Source organism: Desertibacillus haloalkaliphilus, from assembly GCF_019039105.1.
Taxonomy (GTDB): Bacteria; Bacillota; Bacilli; order Bacillales; family KJ1-10-99; genus Desertibacillus; species Desertibacillus haloalkaliphilus.
Window position 1 is genome coordinate 161,663 of sequence record NZ_JAHPIV010000011.1, and the last position, 22,903, is coordinate 184,565.

The 22,903-nt window shown below is 39.4% G+C and carries 22 protein-coding genes; 13 read left to right on the top strand and 9 right to left on the bottom strand.

Annotated features, from left to right (window positions below; genetic code table 11):
- The first annotated feature begins 32 nt into the window (after positions 1-32).
- The 5 genes from KH400_RS13810 (at position 33) to KH400_RS13830 (ending at position 5,675) form a co-directional block, all read left to right on the top strand.
- Entirely contained in the window at positions 33-1,064 is a 1,032-nt protein-coding gene (locus KH400_RS13810; protein WP_217225446.1) for a zinc-dependent alcohol dehydrogenase, read from the top strand.
- Between the two features lie 24 nt (positions 1,065-1,088).
- Positions 1,089-1,637 (top strand): D-lyxose/D-mannose family sugar isomerase, encoded by a 549-nt coding sequence (locus KH400_RS13815; protein ID WP_217225448.1) that lies wholly within the window; start codon positions 1,089-1,091, stop codon positions 1,635-1,637.
- A gap of 74 nt (positions 1,638-1,711) precedes the next feature.
- Positions 1,712-2,686 carry a 2-hydroxyacid dehydrogenase gene (locus KH400_RS13820; RefSeq protein ID WP_217225450.1) on the top strand — a complete coding sequence of 325 codons (975 nt, stop codon included), beginning with the start codon at positions 1,712-1,714 and terminating at the stop codon, positions 2,684-2,686.
- Positions 2,687-2,768: 82 nt separating this feature from the next.
- Positions 2,769-4,262: a xylulokinase gene (gene xylB / locus KH400_RS13825; RefSeq protein ID WP_217225453.1), complete on the top strand. Its 1,494-nt coding sequence runs from the start codon at positions 2,769-2,771 to the stop codon at positions 4,260-4,262.
- A gap of 408 nt (positions 4,263-4,670) precedes the next feature.
- Positions 4,671-5,675: a DUF3221 domain-containing protein gene (locus tag KH400_RS13830; protein ID WP_217225454.1), complete on the top strand. Its 1,005-nt coding sequence runs from the start codon at positions 4,671-4,673 to the stop codon at positions 5,673-5,675.
- 205 nt (positions 5,676-5,880) lie between these two features.
- Here the strand turns inward: KH400_RS13830 and KH400_RS13835 are convergent, their stop codons facing one another.
- Positions 5,881-6,531, bottom strand: a complete 651-nt coding sequence (locus tag KH400_RS13835) for a cation efflux transmembrane domain-containing protein (RefSeq protein ID WP_217225457.1) — start codon at positions 6,529-6,531, stop codon at positions 5,881-5,883.
- Positions 6,532-6,705: 174 nt separating this feature from the next.
- The gene (locus KH400_RS24135; RefSeq protein WP_246589567.1) at positions 6,706-7,419 is read right to left on the bottom strand and encodes a hypothetical protein; all 714 of its coding nucleotides are present in this window, start codon (positions 7,417-7,419) and stop codon (positions 6,706-6,708) included.
- A gap of 243 nt (positions 7,420-7,662) precedes the next feature.
- Here KH400_RS24135 and KH400_RS13845 point away from each other — a divergent pair, with 243 nt between their 5' ends.
- A complete protein-coding gene (locus tag KH400_RS13845) occupies positions 7,663-8,406 on the top strand; it encodes an SIMPL domain-containing protein (protein ID WP_217225459.1) in 744 nt (247 codons plus the stop codon).
- Positions 8,407-8,534: 128 nt separating this feature from the next.
- The gene (locus tag KH400_RS25320; RefSeq protein ID WP_281418713.1) at positions 8,535-8,660 is read left to right on the top strand and encodes a hypothetical protein; all 126 of its coding nucleotides are present in this window, start codon (positions 8,535-8,537) and stop codon (positions 8,658-8,660) included.
- Between the two features lie 634 nt (positions 8,661-9,294).
- On the opposite strand, the gene KH400_RS26415 is transcribed toward KH400_RS25320, so the two are convergent.
- On the bottom strand, positions 9,295-9,588 hold the full coding sequence (locus KH400_RS26415; RefSeq protein WP_312889188.1) for a nuclease-related domain-containing protein: 294 nt from the start codon (positions 9,586-9,588) through the stop codon (positions 9,295-9,297).
- 670 nt (positions 9,589-10,258) lie between these two features.
- On the opposite strand from KH400_RS26415, the gene hcp reads away from it, so the two are divergent.
- The 3 genes from hcp to KH400_RS13865 all read left to right on the top strand — a co-directional run bounded on the left by hcp (position 10,259) and on the right by KH400_RS13865 (position 13,306).
- On the top strand, positions 10,259-11,914 hold the full coding sequence (gene hcp / locus KH400_RS13855; protein ID WP_217225498.1) for a hydroxylamine reductase: 1,656 nt from the start codon (positions 10,259-10,261) through the stop codon (positions 11,912-11,914).
- 262 nt (positions 11,915-12,176) lie between these two features.
- Positions 12,177-12,863, top strand: a complete 687-nt coding sequence (locus tag KH400_RS13860; RefSeq protein WP_217225461.1) for a DUF421 domain-containing protein — start codon at positions 12,177-12,179, stop codon at positions 12,861-12,863.
- Positions 12,864-13,012: 149 nt separating this feature from the next.
- A complete protein-coding gene (locus KH400_RS13865; RefSeq protein ID WP_217225463.1) occupies positions 13,013-13,306 on the top strand; it encodes a hypothetical protein in 294 nt (97 codons plus the stop codon).
- 63 nt (positions 13,307-13,369) lie between these two features.
- Here the strand turns inward: KH400_RS13865 and KH400_RS13870 are convergent, their stop codons facing one another.
- Positions 13,370-13,936 carry a spore coat protein gene (locus KH400_RS13870; RefSeq protein ID WP_246589568.1) on the bottom strand — a complete coding sequence of 189 codons (567 nt, stop codon included), beginning with the start codon at positions 13,934-13,936 and terminating at the stop codon, positions 13,370-13,372.
- A gap of 384 nt (positions 13,937-14,320) precedes the next feature.
- Here KH400_RS13870 and KH400_RS13875 point away from each other — a divergent pair, with 384 nt between their 5' ends.
- The gene (locus KH400_RS13875) at positions 14,321-14,509 is read left to right on the top strand and encodes a hypothetical protein (protein WP_217225464.1); all 189 of its coding nucleotides are present in this window, start codon (positions 14,321-14,323) and stop codon (positions 14,507-14,509) included.
- Positions 14,510-14,559: 50 nt separating this feature from the next.
- Here the strand turns inward: KH400_RS13875 and KH400_RS13880 are convergent, their stop codons facing one another.
- Complete coding sequence (locus KH400_RS13880) at positions 14,560-16,008, bottom strand: PAS domain-containing sensor histidine kinase (protein WP_217225466.1); 1,449 nt, start codon at positions 16,006-16,008, stop codon at positions 14,560-14,562.
- A gap of 170 nt (positions 16,009-16,178) precedes the next feature.
- Positions 16,179-16,958: an S-layer homology domain-containing protein gene (locus tag KH400_RS13885; protein ID WP_217225468.1), complete on the bottom strand. Its 780-nt coding sequence runs from the start codon at positions 16,956-16,958 to the stop codon at positions 16,179-16,181.
- 192 nt (positions 16,959-17,150) lie between these two features.
- Between KH400_RS13885 and KH400_RS13890 the strand changes: the two genes are divergently transcribed.
- A complete protein-coding gene (locus KH400_RS13890; protein ID WP_217225469.1) occupies positions 17,151-19,244 on the top strand; it encodes a PAS domain S-box protein in 2,094 nt (697 codons plus the stop codon).
- A gap of 150 nt (positions 19,245-19,394) precedes the next feature.
- Here KH400_RS13890 and KH400_RS13895 read toward each other — a convergent pair whose 3' ends face one another.
- The 3 genes from KH400_RS13895 to KH400_RS13905 all read right to left on the bottom strand — a co-directional run bounded on the left by KH400_RS13895 (position 19,395) and on the right by KH400_RS13905 (position 20,815).
- On the bottom strand, positions 19,395-19,664 hold the full coding sequence (locus KH400_RS13895) for a DUF1292 domain-containing protein (RefSeq protein ID WP_217225471.1): 270 nt from the start codon (positions 19,662-19,664) through the stop codon (positions 19,395-19,397).
- A gap of 160 nt (positions 19,665-19,824) precedes the next feature.
- A complete protein-coding gene (locus tag KH400_RS13900) occupies positions 19,825-20,364 on the bottom strand; it encodes a hemerythrin domain-containing protein (protein WP_217225473.1) in 540 nt (179 codons plus the stop codon).
- 250 nt (positions 20,365-20,614) lie between these two features.
- Entirely contained in the window at positions 20,615-20,815 is a 201-nt protein-coding gene (locus KH400_RS13905; RefSeq protein WP_217225475.1) for an alpha/beta-type small acid-soluble spore protein, read from the bottom strand.
- A gap of 1,126 nt (positions 20,816-21,941) precedes the next feature.
- Here KH400_RS13905 and KH400_RS13910 point away from each other — a divergent pair.
- Positions 21,942-22,865, top strand: a complete 924-nt coding sequence (locus tag KH400_RS13910; RefSeq protein ID WP_217225477.1) for a reverse transcriptase N-terminal domain-containing protein — start codon at positions 21,942-21,944, stop codon at positions 22,863-22,865.
- The last annotated feature ends 38 nt before the right edge of the window (positions 22,866-22,903 follow it).

Sequence of the window (22,903 nt, forward strand, 5' to 3'; positions counted from 1 at the left end):
ATGAGTAAGTTAAATTGAAAGGAGAAATGAAAATGGTTAGAAAAATGACAGTACCCCCAATGGAGTTAGTTGATAAAAAGGGTCCAAATACACAACAATGTGCGGTGATGGATGATGTAGGTGAAATTTCACTAAAATACGCACGTATTCCAACACCACAGCCTGATGAAGTTCGAGTAAAGGTTAAATGGGTTGGTATTTGCGGAAGCGACGTAGAAGTCTTTCGTGGAGCAAGAGAACCTGAATTTATCTCATACCCTACGAGATTAGGTCATGAGGTCGCTGGTGTTATTGATCAAGTAGGTGAAAATGTGATCGGATTACAAGAAGGTGATCACGTTACATTACGCTACGTCTGGGGAGCCTTTGCCGAATATGTATGTTGTAGCCCCTTTGCAGTTAAAAAATTGCCAAAAAGCTTCCCGCTAATTGAAGGGTCATTAATCGAAGTGTTACCCCCTTTAATTCATACAGCCGAGCTTGGCGAAATATCACCAAATAAGAATGTGTTAATTATGGGGCAAGGAGTTAGCGGTTTAGCGATGACGCAGGTCATCAATTTATTTAGCCCACGTAATTTAGTTGTAACTGATTTGTTTGAAGAAAAACTTGAGTTGGCGAAAAAATATGGGGCCACTCATACGTATCAAATGCCTTCCGCTGATGCGAAGACGAAGGATGTAATTGGAGACGATTTTCCTGATGGATTTGATGTCGTGATTCCTTGTTTATTAGAAGGGTCTGGCATGGTTGATGCGATTGATGCAGCAGCACAAAATGGAAGAATCGTTATGTACGGGTGTATTGGTACATGTCATGAACCGGTCGATTTTTTTAAAGTCCACAAAAAGCGGTTGGATATTTTATCTACAGAACCTAAGCGTGACATAGATAACCGCCGCCTATTTGATGAAGGATTGCGGTTAGTAACAGATGGTTTAGTTAATACAAAAGAAACGATTACGCACATTCTTCCATTGGAGAAAATTGATGAAGCTTTTAAATTACGAAATGAACATAAGGGCGATACGATCCACGTTATGATCGATTGTGAATCGAAATAAAGAAGAGAAAGGAAGAAGTGGACAGTGATTACAAAACAAGAATATGAAGAAATAAAAAAAGAGTCTCTCAAATATATTGATCAGGCTGGGATCGTTCTAACCAAACATGAAGCGAATCACCTAGAAGTCACTGATTTCGGATTGGGTCGAGTACGAGAAATGGGCCTGCAATTGGTCGTTTATATGAATACAGAGCGTTGTTGTGCAAAGGAGTTGGTTCTCCTTCCTCGGCAAACGTGTCCGCAACATTTACATCCACCTGTAGGAAATAGTGAAGGGAAAGAAGAAACGTTTCGCTGCCGACAAGGGACGGTGTATCTATATGTACCAGGACCAAAAGTCGAGCAACCGCAGGCGTTACCACCCGAAGATCGAAAGCAGTATTACACGGCATGGCATGAAATCGTGCTAAAGCCAGGTGATCAATATACACTACTGCCAAATACACCTCATTGGTTTCAGTCTGGAGATGAAGGGGCTGTCGTTTCAGAGTTTTCAACGAAAAGTACTGATGAACACGATATATTTACTGATCCAGACATTACACGGATCGTCGAAATTCAAGAATCATAAATTAGACGTAAGGTTGTGAGCATCGATGTTCACAACCTTATCCTGATGATAGAAACTAGAAAAGGATGGGTTTGATGAAGCCTAAAGTATTTATTGAAAAACCAATACCGAAAGAAGTAGAAGAACTGATCAGTCAACATTGTCATTATCGAATGTGGGATAAGGAGGAAAAAATCCCCCATGAGGTGTTGCTTAAGGAAGTTGCTGATGTTGATGGCTTGCTGACTCCAAAAGGGAAAATCACAAAAGAGTTTCTCGAGCATGCCCCCAACCTGAAAGTTGTAAGTAACATGGCCGTTGGTTATGATGCGTTTGACTTAAAAGCGATGGAAGAACGAGGAGTGCTTGGCACGCATACTCCCTATGTTCTTGATGATACAGTTGCGGACTTAGCTTTTAGTCTCGTATTGTCAACAGCTAGACGGTTACCAGAGCTTGATCAGTATGTAAAACAAGGAAAATGGGTCAGAGATGAAGAGTTCTTTTTTGGTGTTGATGTCCATCATGCCACCCTAGGGATTATCGGGTTAGGACGGATTGGTGAGAAAGTTGCACGTCGAGCAGCATTGGGCTTTGACATGGATGTGTTGTATTATAATCGCAGTCGACGGCGTGAGGTAGAAGAGACATTAGGCATCCATTACACTGATTTACCGACACTGTTGGCACAATCCGATTTCATATTGGTGATGGTCCCACTGACGAATGAAACCTATCATCTCATCGGAGAAAAGCATTTTGAGTTAATGAAACGATCGGCGATTTTTATTAATTGTTCAAGAGGAAAAACCGTTGATGAGCAAGCTTTAGTCAAAGCTTTACAGCAAGAAAAAATTAAAGGGGCGGGACTTGATGTTTATGACGTTGAACCAATCGATGTGAGTCACCCATTATTGCAGATGCCAAATGTCGTGACCTTACCGCATATTGGTTCAGCAACTAAAAAAACCCGAGATGATATGGCTTTGAAAGGGGCAGAAAATTTGGTTGCTGCTGTAACAGGGAACATACCTGAGAACATTGTGCCAGAATTAAAGCATCTTATATGAAAAAAACACAGTGTATAGAGCTCAACATCATAAGTAAAGCCAAGACCAAGCTGTCTGTAAAACATGTGAGGGGAGATAGTGGATGGACTTTGTATTAGGAGTAGACCTTGGAACGAGTGCAGTTAAAGTATTATTAGTGAATCGCAATGGGGAGGTTTGTGATGAAGTATCAAAAAGCTATCCCCTTATTCAAGAGCAAGCAGGCTATAGTGAGCAAGACCCTGAACAGTGGGTTGAGAAAACAATTGAAGCGATAAAGCAGATAACAGAAAAGATAGATGATGCTACTTCAATAAAAGGAATGAGCTTCTCTGGGCAAATGCATGGCCTCGTTTTGTTAGATAAAGACAGAAACCTTTTACGTCACTCCATTTTATGGAATGATACAAGGACCACAACAGAATGTCGTGAAATAGAAGAACGTGTAGGCAAAGAAAAGTTGCATTCTTTAACAAAAAACCCAACATTAGAAGGATTTACATTACCGAAAATTTTGTGGGTAAAAAAGCATGAGCCAGAAACGTATGAAAAAGCCGATATCTTTATGTTACCCAAAGATTATCTTCGCTACCGTTTGACCGGGAAAGTACATACAGAATATTCGGATGCAGCAGGTACTCTCTTATTGGATGTGGCGAAAAAGGTCTGGAGTGAAGAAGTATGTCATAAGGCTGAACTCCCAGTAGACTTATGCCCGCCACTCGTTGCGTCTCATGAAAAAGTTGGGCAATTATTACCAGAAATCGCTCAACGTACTGGTTTGAGAGAAGATGTACCCGTTTTTGCCGGTGGAGCGGATAATGCATGTGGGGCAATCGGTGCAGGTATTTTACAAGACGGTAAAACATTATGCAGTATTGGTACTTCAGGTGTTGTACTCTCCTATGAAAAAGACGATGATCGAGATTATTCTGGGAACGTACACTATTTTAATCACGGTGATGAATCTGCTTTTTATATTATGGGAGTCACTCTTGCAGCGGGATACAGTTTAAGTTGGTTCAAAGAGACATTTGCCCCTAACCAAGATTTCGAAAGCTTTGTAAAAGGAATTGAGGTAAGTCCAGTAGGAGCGAAAGGCTTATTGTTTACTCCTTATCTTGTGGGAGAAAGAACGCCATATGCAGATGCAAACATCCGTAGTAGTTTTATTGGAGCCCATGATGGACATCAGTTAAATGATTTCTGTCGAGCAATTATTGAAGGAATCACATTCTCTTTAAATGAATCGATTGAAATTTTACGAGAAAGTGGTAAAGAAATCCAATCTATTGTTTCAATCGGAGGTGGTGCAAAGAGTAAAGAGTGGCTGCAGATTCAAGCAGATATCTTTAATGCCAAAGTAATAAAGTTAACAAGTGAACAAGGACCCGGATTAGGTGCAGCGATGCTTGCTGCTTTTGGAATTGGTTGGTTTTCTTCTTTGCAAGAGTGTGCAAATCAGTTTGTTAAAGTAAAGGAAGAATATCATCCTGAACCTGAACGAGTGGTGACTTACCAGGAACTTTTCCAACTTTATCGAAAAGTGTACGGACAAACAAGAGAGCTCAATGAAGCGCTTGCGAAATTTAGATAACGAATTGAACCAACAGATGGTGAGTTTTTCAACACACCAACACCTGTTAACATATTGAAAAGAATTGGTACACATACACACCAAGTGTATAATTGAGACACCTTAATCTGTACCTTTAATTGTAACCTTACCTATGATTGCTTCATCAGAGGTAAGGTTATTTAGTGTACATGAGAAAAAAATGCAACCTTTTCTATACTAAATTCGTCTTATTAGTAGAGGGGGATCTTATGTTAGGAAAGACAGCGAGATTATTATTTGTAACAACAGTGCTGTTAACCGAATGTATAGTCTATCTAATAAGGAGGCGTTTATCACAACTTGTTCTAAAGGTCAGACGCATTAGTTGGTCATCGTATTGTTCAAGAAAAGTTGTAATAAGTAATAAATAAATTAGGGGGAAAAGTTATGAAAATGGTATTTAGTTATTTGTTAATTTTATTCATTAGCCTATCACTAGTAGGTTGCGGTTGGACTGACCAGGACAATAATGGCGATCAAGGTGACTTTTCTACTGACAAAAAGCCTAAAAGCGAAGTGCAAGAAGGGGACTTTGTTTTGCTGTTAGAATCTAATAAGTCTGTTTACCAACCGCACGAGCAAGAAGGGATCTTTGCGCAATTGAAATATGTTGGTAATGAGGATGAGATCAAGATTTCACATGGTGCGTCGCCGTTTTCATTTGAAGTGACCGAGCATACACGTAAAGTCACGATTCATCCTGCTCAAACACTGCCATTATTACATACAACGCTACAAAACGATGTATGGTATGAAGTAGCTTTTGCGAAATCAGGAGAGCATAGCGATGATGATTTTATTCAGGATTATTTTAACCGCGATGGCTTTCCTGAAGGTGAATATACAATAGAAGTCACCGCGTCCTTTACGACCAATGATGGGGAGGAAAATGAAGAAAGTCATCTGCTTTCAACATCGATTGATATTGTTGTGACAGGTGAGGATGCAGGCCAAGATAATGAAGAGATTGCGAACCCAGATATCGTCGGTTACGTGACGAACAAACGGGAGAATCACATACTCGTTGTAAGTATTGAAGCTCAGGATTTTAGTGAGACTGGTGGGGCGGATGAATTTTATGATGCCTCTTGGGTGTCAACGACTCATGTAGATGAGGAAGTTGACATTGGTGAACGTGTAGAAGTTTGGTTTGATGGTGGAGTGAATGAGTCCTATCCAACACAAGCAGCCGCAAAACAGATCAACATACTAGAAAGTAATCAACCTAAAGGTGCAGAGATGACGGAACAAGAAGCCATTGCCCAAGTGATCGCTCAACTAGACGATGCCGATGAACATACGGCGATTATCGTGAAGAAAGTAAGCTTCAATCCCGAAACATTGCTGTGGGAGATTGAAGTAAATGATGAAGTGATCCAAATAGAGGGGTAAGTTTTATTGCTTAAAAAGATGAAGATGACCTAGGGGTTATAAATAAACCTCTAGGTCATCTTTTTCACTTCTACAGTCGAACAATGACTTGAAAAACAACATAATCATGTCGCTGCTCTTCACCCCTCAAAATAATGAACGATAGAGTCTTCGATTTGATTTTGTACTTCAATCGAAGCGATCATCTCCTTTGAATTTCTTTAGATCAATTGACCGGGTGCCATTTCATTTGCTTTAACGCTCGGGTGATTTCGACAACCGGAATTTTGAGGAAGTACCCCGCTGCCACTAGAACCATGAGCGGGTCGATATATGGGATCACGCTCGTATATGACGTAAATGAAAGTGCGACGGCGATAAAAAAGCCCACGAGTACCGCAGCACTTAAGAGCGTGTCCATTCTCCACTGATTCGCCTCGGCCCCAATCAGTCCTGAGTTCTTCTTATGCTTTTTTAAAAAGATATACATCCCCCAACAACCAACGGTCGAAATCAGGGAATAGAGAAGAGCATAACTCACGTTTGTTTCCCTACCACCTGATAAAAGCGCTTCAAAAGCTGAGTAGATAGCTGTTACACATAAGAGTAAAATCGCTACATACTTAATAATAATCACAACCGGTTCGAGCATGTCCTTCCGATATGGAAACCTGCTTTTATCTCCTTTTTCAATCACTTGTGCTGCAAGTAACGATAACAGTGACAAAATCACACTAATAAACGAGTATAAGCCATCAAATAAGACCATTTGCGATTGTATCAATAATCCTAAAATAATACCTAATATTGCAAACAATAACCCGCCAAATACAGACATTTGTAACCATTTCTTTTCCAATGCATAAGATCTATGCACACTAAACACCTCATTTAGGCTTTGTGTTATATTATAAACGTTCATACCCGATTTTTAAAATAAGGAAAGCCTTTTCTACTATGTAAACGATAATGACGGTTATCGATGATACGACCAGAAGTATCGCTCTACAAAAGGGAGGCACTGATACTTCCAGTAACCTCCCCGAATTGATTAATGTTGGTATGATTGATTGTTCATTTGAGATTGACCTTGTTGGCCTTGTTGAGACTGACCTTGCATTTGTGTTTGCTGCTGTTGTTGCTGTAATTGTTGTTGAGATTGGCTAATTTGTTGTGAAATTTGGTTTAATGTGTTAAACGATTGAAGTGATTGTTCAACACTGCTTAACATTTGTGTTGCTTGGTGGATTGATTGCTGCAGCTGTTGGAATGTTTTTTGCTGTTGCTGCTGTGCTTGCGAGCTAAATTGCTGTAATTGTTGCATCAACTCACTCGATTGTTGTTGTGTTTGGCCTGAAGGCATAGTCATTGAACCTGTTTGTTGATTGTTTGATTGAAGTTGATTGAGTGCACTTGAGATCGAATTTATTTGGTTGCGTAGTGGGTTTAATTCTTCACCGATCTCTTCATCAACTTTTTGAGCAGCAACGCGTTCCATTTTCGCTTCTTCAGCTTCCTCCTCTAGGATGCTCTTTGTGTCCTCTTCCATTGCGAACTCCTCAGCTGCTTCAGCACTTTCTTCAAAGATGCTTCTAGTGTCTTTTTCCATAGCGAATTCCTCCCTAAATTGTTGGTTTGGTCCTTCTCGACGTTTTGTTACATACGCTGGCGCAGGTTCAGGTCGATCTGCATAACGATAAATCACCACACCTGCTGTCGCTAGTACCAAAACGAGCAAGAAGAAAAACATTCCTGTAATGGTCATGCACCCCCAGTGTGGCTGCCTCATTTGAATCATCTTTAACGAGGCAACGCGCTTATTGTAGGCGATTTAAAAACTTTCTATGTAAAATTAAATGTGTTCGATAAATAGTAATTTTAACAAGTAAAAAATGTTCGATTCTTTTGTTCGAAAATTAATAATCGTTTTTAAGATTTTACTGTAACCTTTTTAGATTGGTTAGCGTCATATAAGTGAAAATACATATAGTGAAAGGGGAACGAACGTATGATAAAGAAAACGATCCAAGTGAGTGGAGTAGTTGCTGCAGTCGTCAGTTTCGTTATCATGATTCAACTAGTGATCACACCAGGTGCAGAGCATAAGGGGATGTCAACGGCTCTAGCCAATGCCGAGGAAGGGACGCTAGTTGTTACGGGTGTCGGTGAAATTAGTGTTGAGCCTGATATCGCTTTTCTTCATTTAGGCGCACAAGCTGTTTCATCATCGGCTGATGAGGCACAAACAGAAGTGAGCAAACGAATCAGTGCGGTTCGTCAAGTGCTAAACGATTATGGCGTTGAAGACGATGCGATCGAAACGGCTCGTTTTCATGTGTATCCAGAATCACGACCTGATCAGGACGAGGAGAGATATCGAGCCGAACATATTCTTGAAATCGAATATAAGGAACTTGAGCGTATTGGCGAACTGCTCGATGATGTCACTGCCGCTGGAGCGAACCGAATTGAACAAACTCGATTTGGTTTGCAAAATCCAGAAGAAGCAGAGCATGAAGCTCTAAAACTTGCGATCGAGAAAGCAAAAGCACGAGCTGATATAATGGCTGAAACTGCCGGTCGCTCAAGGGGTGAGGTGCTACAAATCGCAGACCAGGCCGCACGTGTCACCCTACCTGTCCAAGCCGAGTTACGTCAGGAAATGGCTCAGGATGCAGCAATGTCTACTGTGATCGAACCAGGTGAGGTGCAAGTAAGACAACAGGTGGATGTGATTTATCGATTACAGTAAGGGGTTTGGATAAGGAGAGAAAATAAAAATAACGATTGAGAGACGTAATCGCTGTAGGACGAGGCGGTTTCGTCTTTTTTGTTGTTTATGAGGTGCAGGTAAGGGGGCAGGATAGGGGGGAAGTGAAGATGAGGACAAAACGCTGCTGGATTGAGGGGGAGATGTCCTTCATAAGTCGGATGAAGGACAAAAGGCTGCTGAATCGAGGGGGAAATGTCCTTCAGGAGCCCGATGAAGGACAAAAGGCTGGCTGAATCGAGGGGGAAATGTCTTTGATAAGCCGGGTGATGGTTACCGTAAAAGGGGCTCATAATAAAATTAGTCATTAATAAACGACTTTTATTTATAATATGACCATTGATGGACCCCGACTATCGTAAAGTTTTTGTCTAGAATTCTTTTTATTCTCTTTTTGGAATTTATAACCCTGCACCAGTCATGGATGATATTTGTCGTGATTTTATGATTTGGGAAAAGAACGTTAAATTCATTCACATTTCGCATAACAGCAGTTGGGATGACTTCTTCGTAACCATATTCCTGACAAATACATTCTCTACCCTCGATCGTAATTGAAAGCGAGTCGCATTGAACGCAAGTGATCCCTTTTTTCAGTTGGTCATAATTATAAGAGGGTATTTGTGTAAATGGAGAGTCTTTTATATGCCGTGAATGTAATTGTCCAGCCAAAATCCTGTGTTTTTCATTTAACTTTGAAGGTATCATACTTAGCTTTTTTACGTAGCGATTAACTTGAGTTGGGAAAATAAATGGCTTATTGAGAGGTGTTTGGTATAACGTGAATTCGGGATTAATATAAACGACAGAAGCATAAATCGGCATAGTGATTTTAAGAGACTGGAGTAACTGTCGAAGAAGAGATGCGCTTCAATTTAATTGGTTAAGAGGATTAGTAATTTCAGAGTCGGGAGTCTTGTATAACCTCTCTGATTCATAATAATAATCACCTTCAAAATTTTTTACTTCAAAGATATAAATTGATTCTTGAAAAATTAGAAGTGAGTCAATTTGAAACATGGTGTTATTTTGTTTTAGGAGCAGATCATTTAATATAAAACATTCACTCTGAATCTTTTCTGTTAATGAATCAAATATTATTTCCCCTTCATATCCCTTTTTTAGATTGAAAAAGTGTTGCTTATCTTTTTTAGACAAATCCATGCGATTGTTTAATGATTTCAGGATAAGTAACTCGGTAGACTCATTACGAGATTTATATGGGCATAGTCAACATCCTCTCCTAATTTTTGATCATCCAAAACTATTATACATAATATCGTTATCGATTACGGTGAACCTTGTCACAAATCGAGAGAGAAATGTCTTTCATGAGCTTGATGAAAGACAAAATGCTGCTGAACCGAGGGGCAAATGTCCTTCATGAACAGGATGAAAGACAATTCGCTACTCGGTCGAGGTGAAACTGTCTTTCATAAGCCGGATGAAGGACAAAAGGGTGCTGAATCGAGGGGGGAAGTGTCCTTCATAAGCTGGATGAAGGACAAATGACTGCTGGATCGGGGGCGGAAATGTCCTTCATAAGCCGGATGAAGGACAAATCGCTGCTGGATCGGGGGCGGAAATGTCCTTCATAAGCCGGATGAAGGACAAATCGCTGCTGGATCGGGGCGGAAATGTCCTTCATTTCAGGTAACCCAATACCGCTCCTAAGCTCTGTAACAAATCCGTCAAGATTTTTCGCTATAAACCCCTCTCGTTGTAACAAATGTCACAACGCATTTTTTTGATCCTTGTTATTCTATGTATAGCGAAAAAACATTATAGGTAACATTCACTTATAAATTAACGTTGGAGGGGTTTAATCATGAGTATGTTTTGTTTTCAATGTCAAGAAACAGCGCAAGGAACAGGTTGTACAATTGCCGGGGTATGTGGTAAGAAAGACGACTTAGCTAATATGCAAGATCTATTAATTTATACAAGTAAAGGCGTTTCAATTGTCAACAACGTTGCGCGTGAACTTGGTTTAAATAAAAAAGAAACAGATGATTTTATCGTTCGTGCACTTTTCATGACGATCACAAATGCCAACTGGGATAAACAAGCGTTTTATGACACCGTACGAACAGGCATAGCATTACGTGAAGAGATCAAATCTGTAATCGAAGCAGCAGGTCATAACGTAGAAAACACAAGTGACTTTGTAACATGGTCAGCCGTAACGAACAATGACCTTGAAATCAAATCAGCAAGCCAAGAAGTAAGTATCCTTGCAACTAAAGATGAAGATATTCGTTCTTTACGCGAGCTTGTTGTCTATGGTGTCAAAGGAATGGCGGCTTATTTAGAGCATGCGAACAACTTAGACTATGATAATGATGAACTTCACGCGTATATGCAAAAAGCTCTTGCTGAAGTTACAAATGATGAATTAACAATGGAAGACCTTGTTAATTTAGCAATGGAATGCGGTAAATATGGTGTAGAAGCAATGGAACTATTAGATAAGGCCAATACAACAACATATGGTAGCCCAGAAATCACTAAAGTAAACATCGGTGTACGTAACAACCCTGGTATTTTAATCAGTGGTCATGACCTAAAAGATATGGAAGACCTTCTAAAACAAACTGAAGGTACTGGTGTAGATGTCTACACGCACAGTGAGATGCTACCTGCTAACTACTACCCAGCATTCAAAAAGTATGATCACTTTGTCGGAAACTACGGAAATGCATGGTGGGAGCAAACACGTGAATTTGATAGCTTTAACGGCCCAATCTTAATGACAACAAACTGTATAGTGCCACCGAAGTCTTCATACAAGAATCGCATGTACACTACTGGTGCAACAGCAGTAGAAGGTGTTATTCATATCGATAAGAACGAAGATGGCACAAAAGACTTCTCAGCTATTATTGAGCATGCAAAAACTTGTGAACCGCCAACAGAAATTGAAAATGGTGAAATCGTAGGTGGTTTCGCTCACGAGCAAGTATCTCAACTAGCTGGTGATGTTGTTGAAGCGGTTAAGAGTGGTGCGATTAAACGATTCTTCGTGATGGCAGGTTGTGATGGCCGTCATAAGAGTCGTGAATACTACAAAAACTTCGCTGAAGAATTACCAAGTGACACAGTGATTTTAACAGCAGGCTGTGCGAAATATCGTTATAACAAACTTGATTTAGGTGATATTAACGGGATTCCACGTGTGCTTGATGCAGGTCAATGTAATGACTCGTACTCATTAATCATGACAGCCTTAAAGCTTAAAGATGCATTTGGATTAGAGAGTGTTAATGACTTACCATTATCATATAACATTGCATGGTATGAACAAAAAGCCGTTATTGTCTTCTTATCACTATTATACCTTGATGTGCAAAACATCCATGTAGGCCCAACTTTACCTGCTTTCTTATCAGATAATGTTAAGAACTTCTTAATTGAGAAATTTAACATTGGAGGCATTACAAACACTGAAGATGACATCAACATGTTCATGAACGGCGAGGTTACAGCTTAATAATTATAACGAGCAGAATCGATTGTGATTCTGCTCTTTTTTTATGAATGATGTGAGGACCCCTAGAGTGCGCCAGCAGAGAGCAAAGATAAAAAATAGGCTTCCTCGCGCTTCCTAAGGTTGATATTTCGGGATCGATCACTGAGGGGGGAAGAAATAGATTCGAGGAGTGCCTATTCATTAAATCCATGCGATTGGGAACCATAAAGGTATAACCCTAGTATTGAAGCTGAACGGACGAGAGAAGGAGTGACCGGATGGTATGACAATTTCTGAAATCTTCATACGGACAACAGTCGCTTTTATTGTTCTTTATATTTTATGCCGAACCCTAAATAAAAAGCTGATTTCACAAATGACATTTTTTGATTTTGTTGCGGGGATCACGATTGGTTCAATTGCAGCAAGTCTTTTGCTTATGCAAGATTTGCCGTTATGGATAGGAGTTATTGGCCTCATTCTTTTTTCCTTTTTTACTTTCTTTACGAATATTGTAGCGATAAAAAGTTTAACAGGACGAAAGGTATTAGAAGATGAGCCGACATATTTGATTAAAAACGGACAAGTCTTAGAAGAAGGTTTGAAAAAGACTAGGATGACGATGGATAGTTTATTGACCAACTTAAGGAAAAAAGATGTTTTTTACGTAGATCAAGTGGAAAGTGCGTTGTTAGAAACAGATGGTACTGTTTCCGTCCTAAAAAAACCACCTTATTTAGAAGCGATGCAAAAAGACGTTCAACATGTGCAGGCAAGTAGGGGAAATGCGCAAGCTTTTATCGTTGATGGGCGAATTTTGGAAAAAAGCCTTGAATTACTCGGTAAGGACCGCGATTGGGTGGATCAAGTGTTACAAGAGCAAAAGATTGTTCGTCTTGAAGATGTGTTTTTTGCTCAGGTTGATCAACTCGGTAATATTTATATAGACACACGGAAGGATATGACATAATTAACGACGGTTTATCAAGGACTGTTTCTCAAAAGCTTAATCACACACTTTTGAGAGCAGTCCTTTAATGTTTTTTTGGCTGCCAATCTTTACTGCTTGGCGAATGAGAAATTATATATTAAAATAACCTTTTAGGGAGAGTGAGTAAAATGGAGAATCAATCATTTGAAGTCCTACGACAACAGTCTCAACTTAATGAAGCAACTTTGCAAGTAAGAGATATATGGTACCAGTTAGCTGAAGGGTTTTACTCAATTACGACTGATTACCGAACGTATAGTTCGTTAATTGAGCAATTACAAAGTAAGTTTCCAAATGGATGGCAGTTACAAATTGATGAAAAGGAAACAATTAAGGCGACATTTGTGTTCACAAATGGAGAAGGTACTTTAACGGTAGAGAAACAAAGTAGTGGTAAAGAATCAATCCTTGTTACGTCATAGATATATATAACAATGAACGAGCCAACGGAGGGCAGAATGATGTCCTTCGTTGGCTCGTTTTATTTAGCTGAAGTTCATTCCTTGTGGTACCGGGGTATAAGAACTGATCATTGATGATGTTGCCTGTTCTTGCATTGTCGGGACAGGGTAATACCCTTTTTGGTTCATATATTGCCAAACTTCATACGCTTGCTCTGAGCAGTTTACAGCACTTTGTTGCATCATCCGCCGAATTTCTGGATCGGCACATTCAAGAGCAGCTACCATCTTCATAGAAGCAGATGCTTTATGATTCGTTAAGATCCCCGTAGCAATATCCTTATCATCCAATTGAGTTGGTGACATATTTGGTGATTCTGATTGCGGTGCTTGCTGCGTGCCATAAATAGGAGCTTGTGAGAGTTGTGAACGGTATGGTTTAGGTGTACTCATCCCGCGATTGTTCACTGCTTGGACAATTGTGTTGTATTCTTGAGTCATAAATTGTAATTGTTTATCCATAAGGTTTTGTAATTGAGGATCACTTACATGAGTGCGATAAAGTTTAAAGAGGTTAAGGCCATTTACAGCACTAGTTAAAACTTCATGGATTTCCATTGTTTCGTGTGCACCTAGCTGTTTGTTCATCATAATGAATTCCTCCCTTGAAGTAATGAAAGTAAAGTACAAATTCATTATTTGCAAGTTCAAAATAATTATTTGCTGATGTTTTAAAATGTGCTGATTAAGTTAGAAGGCAAACTAGCTTTACGATTATTTGCCGTATGGATAACTCCTTTTATAAACCTTTATATAAAAACCATTCATAATTGGAACGTAAAATAAACATCCTATCCATGATAGGTGAGAATGATTATGGTTGCTAATGACTCTACAAAGCGCGAACAAACAATGTCTACCTCTCAAACTTACAATTTTTGTAATTTTATCAGCCGTTTGGATGAAGAAATGTTATACTAGACATGCATCAAAAGTCATTTTTTTACAATCATTTATAAAGAGAGGGGAAGCATTGTGCGTGAAATTCAAGTGAACATGATCACATGTATCGATGAAAGTTGTGGCTTTATATTTTTCGTGAAAGATAAGCATTATTTGGATATTCAATCAGCAACATGTCCTGTATGTCAAGCAAAGGTTGAGCAAGTGGGGCAAATTCGAGCGACCGTTGAAAAGGTCGAAGGCGAGCTCTGTGATGATTGACACTCAAAAAGGAACGAATGACAAAGACTGTCCGCTAGTGGTATGAAACCTTAGTGGACAGCCCCTTCCTCAATATGAGAAAGCCGTTGTTCAAAAGGCAGTACAATATCTACTGTTGTACCTTTACCTTCTTTGCTTGAAAAATTTATTTTCCCTTGATGATTTTCTACAATTTTACAACTCACCATTAATCCAAGACCAGTTCCTTTCTCTTTTGTGGAATAAAAAGGCTCTCCTAGTCGTTTTAACCGGTCTTTTGGCATGCCTGGTCCATGGTCGCTAATACGAATGATGATGTTATCGTCATTAATTTGATCTAAATGGACGTATACAGCCCCTTTTCGAGGACTCGCTTCTAAAGCATTTTGAATAATATTAATAAACACCTGTTTTAACTGATTTTCGTCACAGTCAATCTCAGGTAGGTGGCCAAGGGATGTCACGATTTCAATATCTTTCATCAACGCCTGAGAATCAAGTAAAGTGATCACTTTCGTTAGGATCGTTTTGACGTCATGTTTTTGAAATTTAACCTGGTCATTTGGCTTGGCTAACGATAGAAACTCGTAAATAACGCCTTCTGTACGTTCCAGCTCTGTGAGCATAATATCTAGATGTTCTTGTTTAAATTCTTGGTTTGATTTTGCTAATTGGATAAACCCTTTAATTGATGTAAGTGGATTACGTATCTCATGTGCAACACCTGCGGCAAGCTGACCAACGACGGAAAGTTTTTCAGACTTTCTTAACCATTCTTCCATCATTTTTTGCTCGGTAATGTCCCGGATAACTGTTTGAATCGCTCGTTCACCATTATATGTAATTCTTGCAGCTGTTGTAATAGCCGATAATGACTTCCCGTCGTAGCGAATGATTGAATGCCTAAGTTTCTTAGATGTGGTTTGGTTGAGTAGAGCGACTGTTTCTTCACGGATCAAATCCCGTTCTTCGTCAGGTATAAAGGAAAAAGAAGGAGTGCCAATAATCTCATCTTTATTCTTTGCACCTAAAAGCTTTATGCCTACTCGATTTACATAAACAATCCTTCCATTGAGGTGAACAAAAATGGCTTCTGGAGATAGTTCAACTAATCGGCGGTAGCGGTCTTCACTTTCCATCAATTGTTGCTGTATCATTACTTTTTCCGTAATATCCTGTAATTGACCAATAATAAACGTTGGTCTATTGTCATGGTCACGGATTAATGTAAAACTTACTAACCCCCATAAAGGATGTCCTTTTTTATGAAGATAACATTTTTCTAGTTGAATGCTTTCAATTTCACCGCTAGTTAATTGTTGTAATTTTCTTGACGTGATTTCTACTTCATTTGGATGTGAAAGCAAAGCTGTTGTTTCACCAAGGATCTCATCCTTACTGTACCCAAGAAAGTTACATAAGCTTTGATTAACCTCGATAAATCGACCTTTTAAGTCCAAGATTGACATGGCGGCTGGTGATTGGTTACATATCGTTTTGTAAAAATTTGATGAGCTCATTGAATCCCACCTTGTCTTCATTGTTTCCCTAAGTATCGCTTAAATAGTAAAAATCCGCCACTCATTCGACAAAGTAAATGAATATTCGACATAAAAATGTCGTGCGATTTAAAATTATATTCAAAACGAAAAAAGGAAAGGACGATGCCTTTCCTTTTTTAAAGGGATTATTATGTTGTTTCTTCAGGCGTAGTGGTTTCATCATCTGGATCAGTAGTCTCGTCCTCAGGATCTGTTGTTTCTTCCTCAGGATCTGTTGTTTCTTCCTCAGGGTCGGTAGTCTCATCCTCAGGATCTGTTGTTTCTTCCTCAGGGTCGGTAGTCTCATCCTCAGGGTCGGTAGTCTCATCCTCAGGCTCTGTTGTTTCTTCCTCAGGGTCATCTTCCTCTTGGGTTGGGTCATCCTCAGGAATAAAGAGGTAGCCTTCTTCAGCTAGTTCACCAATGATTTTTACAACTTCTCCACGTGTGATTGGCTTTTTAGGCTGGAAAGTTCCATCTTCATAGCCTTCAATTACTCCAGTTTCTGATAGCCATTCAACATAAGGTGTATACCAAATATCTTCTTCAACGTCTCCAAAGTGACCTTTGAATTCACGACCTCTCACATTCGCATTTCCACGACCAGGATTTTGCAAGGCTGCCATATCTCTATTTTGTGCTTGTGCCTGTGCTCTTGGTTGTTGTTGCGTTGCCGTCTGATTTGTTTGTTGACGTTGAGTCGTCATTTGATTAGTTGCACCGCGGTTACGCTGTGTTGCGACATTGTTAGGCGTTACGGTTTGATCAACTCTTGGGTTTGGTGATGGAGTTTGGAAATTTTGGTTTTGTGCGGCTGTCATGTTACGATCAGCATTTTGCACATTTTGTGCTCCAGGATCACCTCCACACCCGACAAGACTTCCTGCAAAGATTGTAGCTGCTGATAACTGCAGTAAATGTTTCTTCATTGCTATCTCCTCCTTTCGCGATTATTGTGTGAAGATGAAGGAAGATTACACTTAGAAAAATGAGTCAATTTCATCAAGATTTTTTTCAATAAAAGGAACAGTCATGGGGAAGATAATTAAATATGATAAGGATGAACGGACCTTACAAGTTACTAACATTGATGTGTAATTTCCATATGAAAGGTGATCGGTTTGAAATCATTTTTTGAGAAGGTTTATTCGGAGGATCTTGAACGATTAACAACTATTTTTAAAAACATTTTCAACCACATATCAGAAATTATGTTTTTGATGGAAGTAAAAGGTGATACTTTTCGTTATGTTTTTGCCAATAAAGCTGCATTAAAAGCATTGAAGATCTCAGAAACGGAGCTCATCGGTAAAGCGTTTGAAGAAGTCTTACCTAATGATGAAGCAATGAAATTGAAGGACATATACACGATGGTCGTTCAGCAAAAAGAAGATCTCAGCTATGAAGATCAGCTCTTTAACGAAGGTCAAAATAAGGTGTCTTATTACGAAACAATGCTTAATCCGATCATTGATAAAGATGGAACCTGTTCATATGTGCTTGCGATAACAAGAGATATAACGGAACGAACAATTCGAGAACAAGAATTAAAGGAAGCGAAGGAAAAGTTAGAAGAGAGTGAACAACGGTTTAAGTCATTAGTTGAACAAAATAAAGATGCTGTATATAGCTGTAATTTGAATCGCGAGTTTACAAGTGCTAATGATGCCGTGTATGAAGTTACTGGCTACCTCCAAGAGGAGTTAATAGGAACGTCTTATGAAATGATTTTAAAGAAAAAAGATATCGAGCGAATTAATGACCATTTTGATAAAGCAATTGCTGGAGAGTCACAAGAGTATGAGTTAGAAATCACACATAAACAGGGTTTCAATGTTTACCTTGATATAAAAAATATACCGATGGTCGTTGACGGGAAAGTCGTTGGAGTATTTGGGATTGCCAAAGACATTACAAAAGAAAAACATCGTGAAAAAGAATTAATTGATACAAAAGAAAAACTGCAAGCCTTATTCAATCATACGGAAGAAGGTATTGATATTATTGACGAAGAGGGGAATGTGATCGGTGTCAATCCGGCATACGAAAAAATGTTTGGCTATAAGGAAGAAGAAATCGTTGGCAAACCTGTGTTTTTATTGTCAGAGGATAAAAGCTATGCAAAGGAATTGCTTGAGAAGGTGAAAAGAGGAGAGCTTGTCAAAGGAGAAGAGGTTAAAAGCCGTACTAAAGATGGTTCAATTATTTATGTGAACCTAACATTATCACCGATACATAATGAGCATGGCGAAGTCGAAATGATTTCAAGCTTATGCCGAGACATTACCCAACAAAAACAGGCGGAAAAGACGTTAAAAGAAAGTGAAGAGCGCTATCGACTCATTGCCGAAAATACGGATGATATGATCAAGGTTATCGACCCTAATGGGGTTGTTCAATACGCCTCACCTTCACATGGACGAATGCTTGGGTATGAACCTGATCATTTTGTTGGAAAGTCTTATTTATACACCATTCATCCAGATGATCTTGCGGTTGTCGAAGCGAAAGTAAAGCTTGCAAAGAAAAAGACAGACGAGCCAACATTGGTGGAATTTCGTCGTCTTCACAAAAATAGCGAAGTGACCTGGATAGAAGCGGTTATGACACCTGTATTTGACGAAAAGGACGAACTCGAGAAGCTTATCATCGTTTCAAGAGACATTTCTGAGCGTAAAAAACAAGCAGAGTTACTTGAATATTTAGCGTTTCATGATCCTTTGACTGGATTAGTGAACAGACGGATGTTTACTGAAGTCATTCAGCAGCAGTTGGCACTCATTCAACGAAATGACCAATCGCTAGCCGTCATGTATATGGATATCGATAAATTCAAAGGTATTAACGACACCCTTGGTCATGAGATTGGTGATGAATTACTTAAACAATTCTCCAATCGATTGAAAGAAAACGTAAGGGAAAGTGATGTGCTGTGTCGAGTTGGTGGAGATGAATTTTTAATATTAATTAATAATGTATTAAGTAAAAAGGAAGTTTGTGTGATTGCTGAGCGAATCCATCAATCACTGCAAACACCGTATAAGATCAGAGGCGAAACGATCAAAGCAACATCAAGTATCGGCATAGCGATGTATCCAAGTGCCGGAGAAAGTTATAAAGACTTAATCAGACACGCAGATGAAGCTTTGTACAAAGCAAAAATAACACGGAATAATTATCAATTTTACAAAAAAGAGGGGTCGGGACAAAACTAGTTAAAATATTGGTAATAGCTTCACTCGCCAAAAGCCCGTTGTGAGAAACCCACTCACAACGGGCTTTAAAAAGATGGTGGCGGTTACGCTCATTGCGGGACAAAAGGTAAAAGGGAAGCCAACCTATTGTCCCAGCCTTTTTAGTGGTTATTAATGAAGATCTGTTTCGTCAGCTGGATTTGCTTCAACAGCAACTTCATAAGCATTTAAAATTGATTTTTTTTCAACGTCATCGGTTACACCAATTAAATATTGACCATCTTCATCATCTTCAACTCGCATCAGAACCGTTTCATCATCAGCGGACAGGAGAGCATAAGATTGTTCCTTCATATCGAATAAGGCTTCAACATTATATTCTTTTTCATTCCCCTGTTCATCCTCAATTGTTATTTGGTCACGTATTTCATGATGTTCCATAGGAGCACCTCACCTCATTAATGGATTCAATGATACTTTACCCATAAAAGAAGTGACCTATTTCATCTTCATTGATGGAGAGTAAAGGAAGAAATGGAAATGGATCTTTATTGGGACGACAACGGTATGCACAACGTTTAAATCTTTCACTACGCACTAATTAGAATAAAGCTAACAACGAATCTTTCTCTTCTTGAGATAATGCTTTTTCAGCCATAGGGAACAAAATTTGTTCTTCTTTCGCAAAATGATTAACCAATGTTGTATACGCGACATGGAGGTGATTAATAAGTGTCATCGCTATTTCTTTAGTTACATGTTCTGTTTCATTGACTAGCTCAATAAACGCCCGAATATTTTCTTTAGCTAAATCATGTTCATATTCCATGACAGCAATTGGTCCACCTTCATAACCGATATGCTTAGCGAGCATTGGAAATAGTGTGTCTTCTTCTCGAGCCGAATGTGGATCTAGGTCTTTAACAAAGCTGATAACGGTTTGATAAAGCTCATGAATCGGTTCATTCCAGTTCTCAATCGTATTATCGTTAGAGATCGCCTTTGCCTGATTGTAAAAACCATCCATTTGTTGTCGTAACGGACCATGTTCTTTCTTTAATTGTTTTAACGCTTCACAGTAGTCCTCCTCTGATATATGGTTCAGATCTGAATGATGGTGACAAGCATGTGATAAATCCATTATATCTACCTCCTCAAGAGATTAAGGTTGTTTTTCTTTTGATTATCTTTAGTTTAAGTTAAGTTTAGAGTTGTTTCTGTAACAACCGTCACAGTTCGTGAGAATCCTTATCCGCAGGCGGTGCGAATAAACGCCCATCGCTGGTTTATCCCCTTTGCTAGCGCACTCCGCCCCTGTACCACACCAAAAAGGCTGTTGAGTATATACTCAACAGCCTGTAAAAAGACACGTGGTCTGCATGTTTCCTTCATTAGATGTTTCGAACATCTCCCATTTGTTGTTCAGCCATTTGAACAAGGCGTTTTGTAATTTCACCGCCTACCGAACCGTTTGAACGAGAGGTTGCATCTGCGCCAAGGTTTACACCAAATTCTTGCGCAACTTCTTCTTTCATTTGATCAATGAATTGTTCTGCTTGTGGAGCTACTAAATTGTTGCTGTTATTTGCCATGATGAAACAACTCCTTTTCAAATGATTAATGATTTGAACCTCTTTATTAAGTTGTAGTCCTATCATTTCACGTCCTACTTGTGATCATGCAAATGAGTGAAGAAAAATTGTTGGTAATTCTAGGAACTGCCAAAAAATAACAGGTAGGTCAATACAGGAAGAGTAATGGCTTCGCACATTACATAAAGGGCACTGAAAAAGTGAATTTCACACTTTTTCAGTGCCCTCGTAATTCTATCCTTTCTTTTTCGAAAAAACATGTTGAATATTCGAAAAACTGGTAAAATATAAACAATAGAGTGCGACAGGAAATTGGCATGAAGTGGTAATAAGTAGTGCTGAGTTGTCGCGAACGTTGATTTAATAGGCTATAACCCTATTAGACCTCGAAAGGACAATATGACTCAGATATCCGAGGTATACGGATAATCACACCCAAAACGGCTCATCCAGCAATGGGTGTGTTCGGTTGCATGAGGGAATGCCTAATTATCCCCTGAAGTCTTGATATCGGGATATAGGGATAGCGTGGTAGTGATATGAAAGGAATTAATCCCGCCATTGCGGACCAATTCAATTCCTTAAATATCCGTGGTTAACGAAAAGTGAATTCTTTTAAGCGTCGTTATTATAGCTCTAAATCGGGAAAAAAGACTGATACCCGAAACAGCAGAAAAGTGTTCTTCTATTGACACTATGCTATATCCAATGCTGTCGGCGTATAGAGAGGATCTAACCCATGCGTATCTACACATGCTAAACTTGTCAATACCCAACATGGTCTTGAGCATTCCCTCCCTTCGCTATCAACAAAGAGAAGGTGACATGGCTTAAGTAGGTGGAGTGTAAACAAAACGGAAATCCATAGTGGGTAAAGGATGAAGGAAGAAGCGAATGCCATCAGGACGAAAGTCCAGCCAAAGAACACTTGATAAGGCGATGGATAGTGTCGGCGAAGAGCCAATCCCATGACACATAGCGAAAGCTAGCTGACTTCCAATCTGGTATGTTTTGCTTGATAAAAAACGAAAAGTAGTCAAATCCTCTGAAACCGTCCAAATCGTTTTAGCCGAGAGGACTGCGGATGATGGCTTTGGTACACAAACCAAACAAGGAGAGATGTGCGATGAAAAGCTTATCCAGAAACACCGGTAAGTCCGCTGCTCTTCCTGTTACTAACTGGAACGATATCCCTTGGAATCGTCTAGAAAAGTACGTGAGGAGATTACAACAGCGGATTTATCGAGCGGATAGTCTTGGTCAAAGAAGAAAGGTAAGAAGCCTGCAAAGGTTATTGATGAAGAGTAAAGCAGCATTACTGCTTTCCATCAGAAGAGTAACACAAATCAACAAAGGAAAAAGGTCTGCGGGAGTAGATGGCTACACTGCTTCAACTCCAAAGGAACGTGTGGAATTATACAACAAGATGAAAAATTTACACCTAAGTCAACATAAACCGAAAGCAACACGCAGAACCTACATCCCAAAGAAAAACAAAAAACTGCGACCACTAGGGATTCCAAACATGATTGACCGCGTTTATCAAAACGTAGTCAAAATGGCACTAGAACCCCAATGGGAACAACGTTTCGAAATGACATCTCATGGTTTCCGACCAAAAAGAGGTGTACATGATGCTGTATCCGATATCTGGCTGAAAACCAGCGGCGCAAACAGCAGGAAAATGTGGGTGTTTGAAGGTGACTTTGAAGGTTGTTTTGACAACTTAAATCATGATTATATACTTGAACAGGTAAAAGACTTCCCTCAAAAGCAACTTTTGAGAAGATGGCTTAAAGCTGGTTACATGGATAATGATGTATTTAATGAAACACCACAAGGTACACCACAAGGCGGTATAGTGTCACCATTACTGGCTAACATCGCGCTGCATGGTATGGAAAAAGAGTTAGGTATTGAGTACATGCTTGAAAAAAGAAAAAGAGACCCAAATGGTAGATGGAGTATTAACGACGTGTCTAAGAACAGCCCAAGAATCTCAACAGTGAGATATGCCGACGACTGTGCGCCACGAAGGTGCGGTGCGTAAGCACCGAAGCTATGCTGTATAGGAGATGAGGGAGGGCC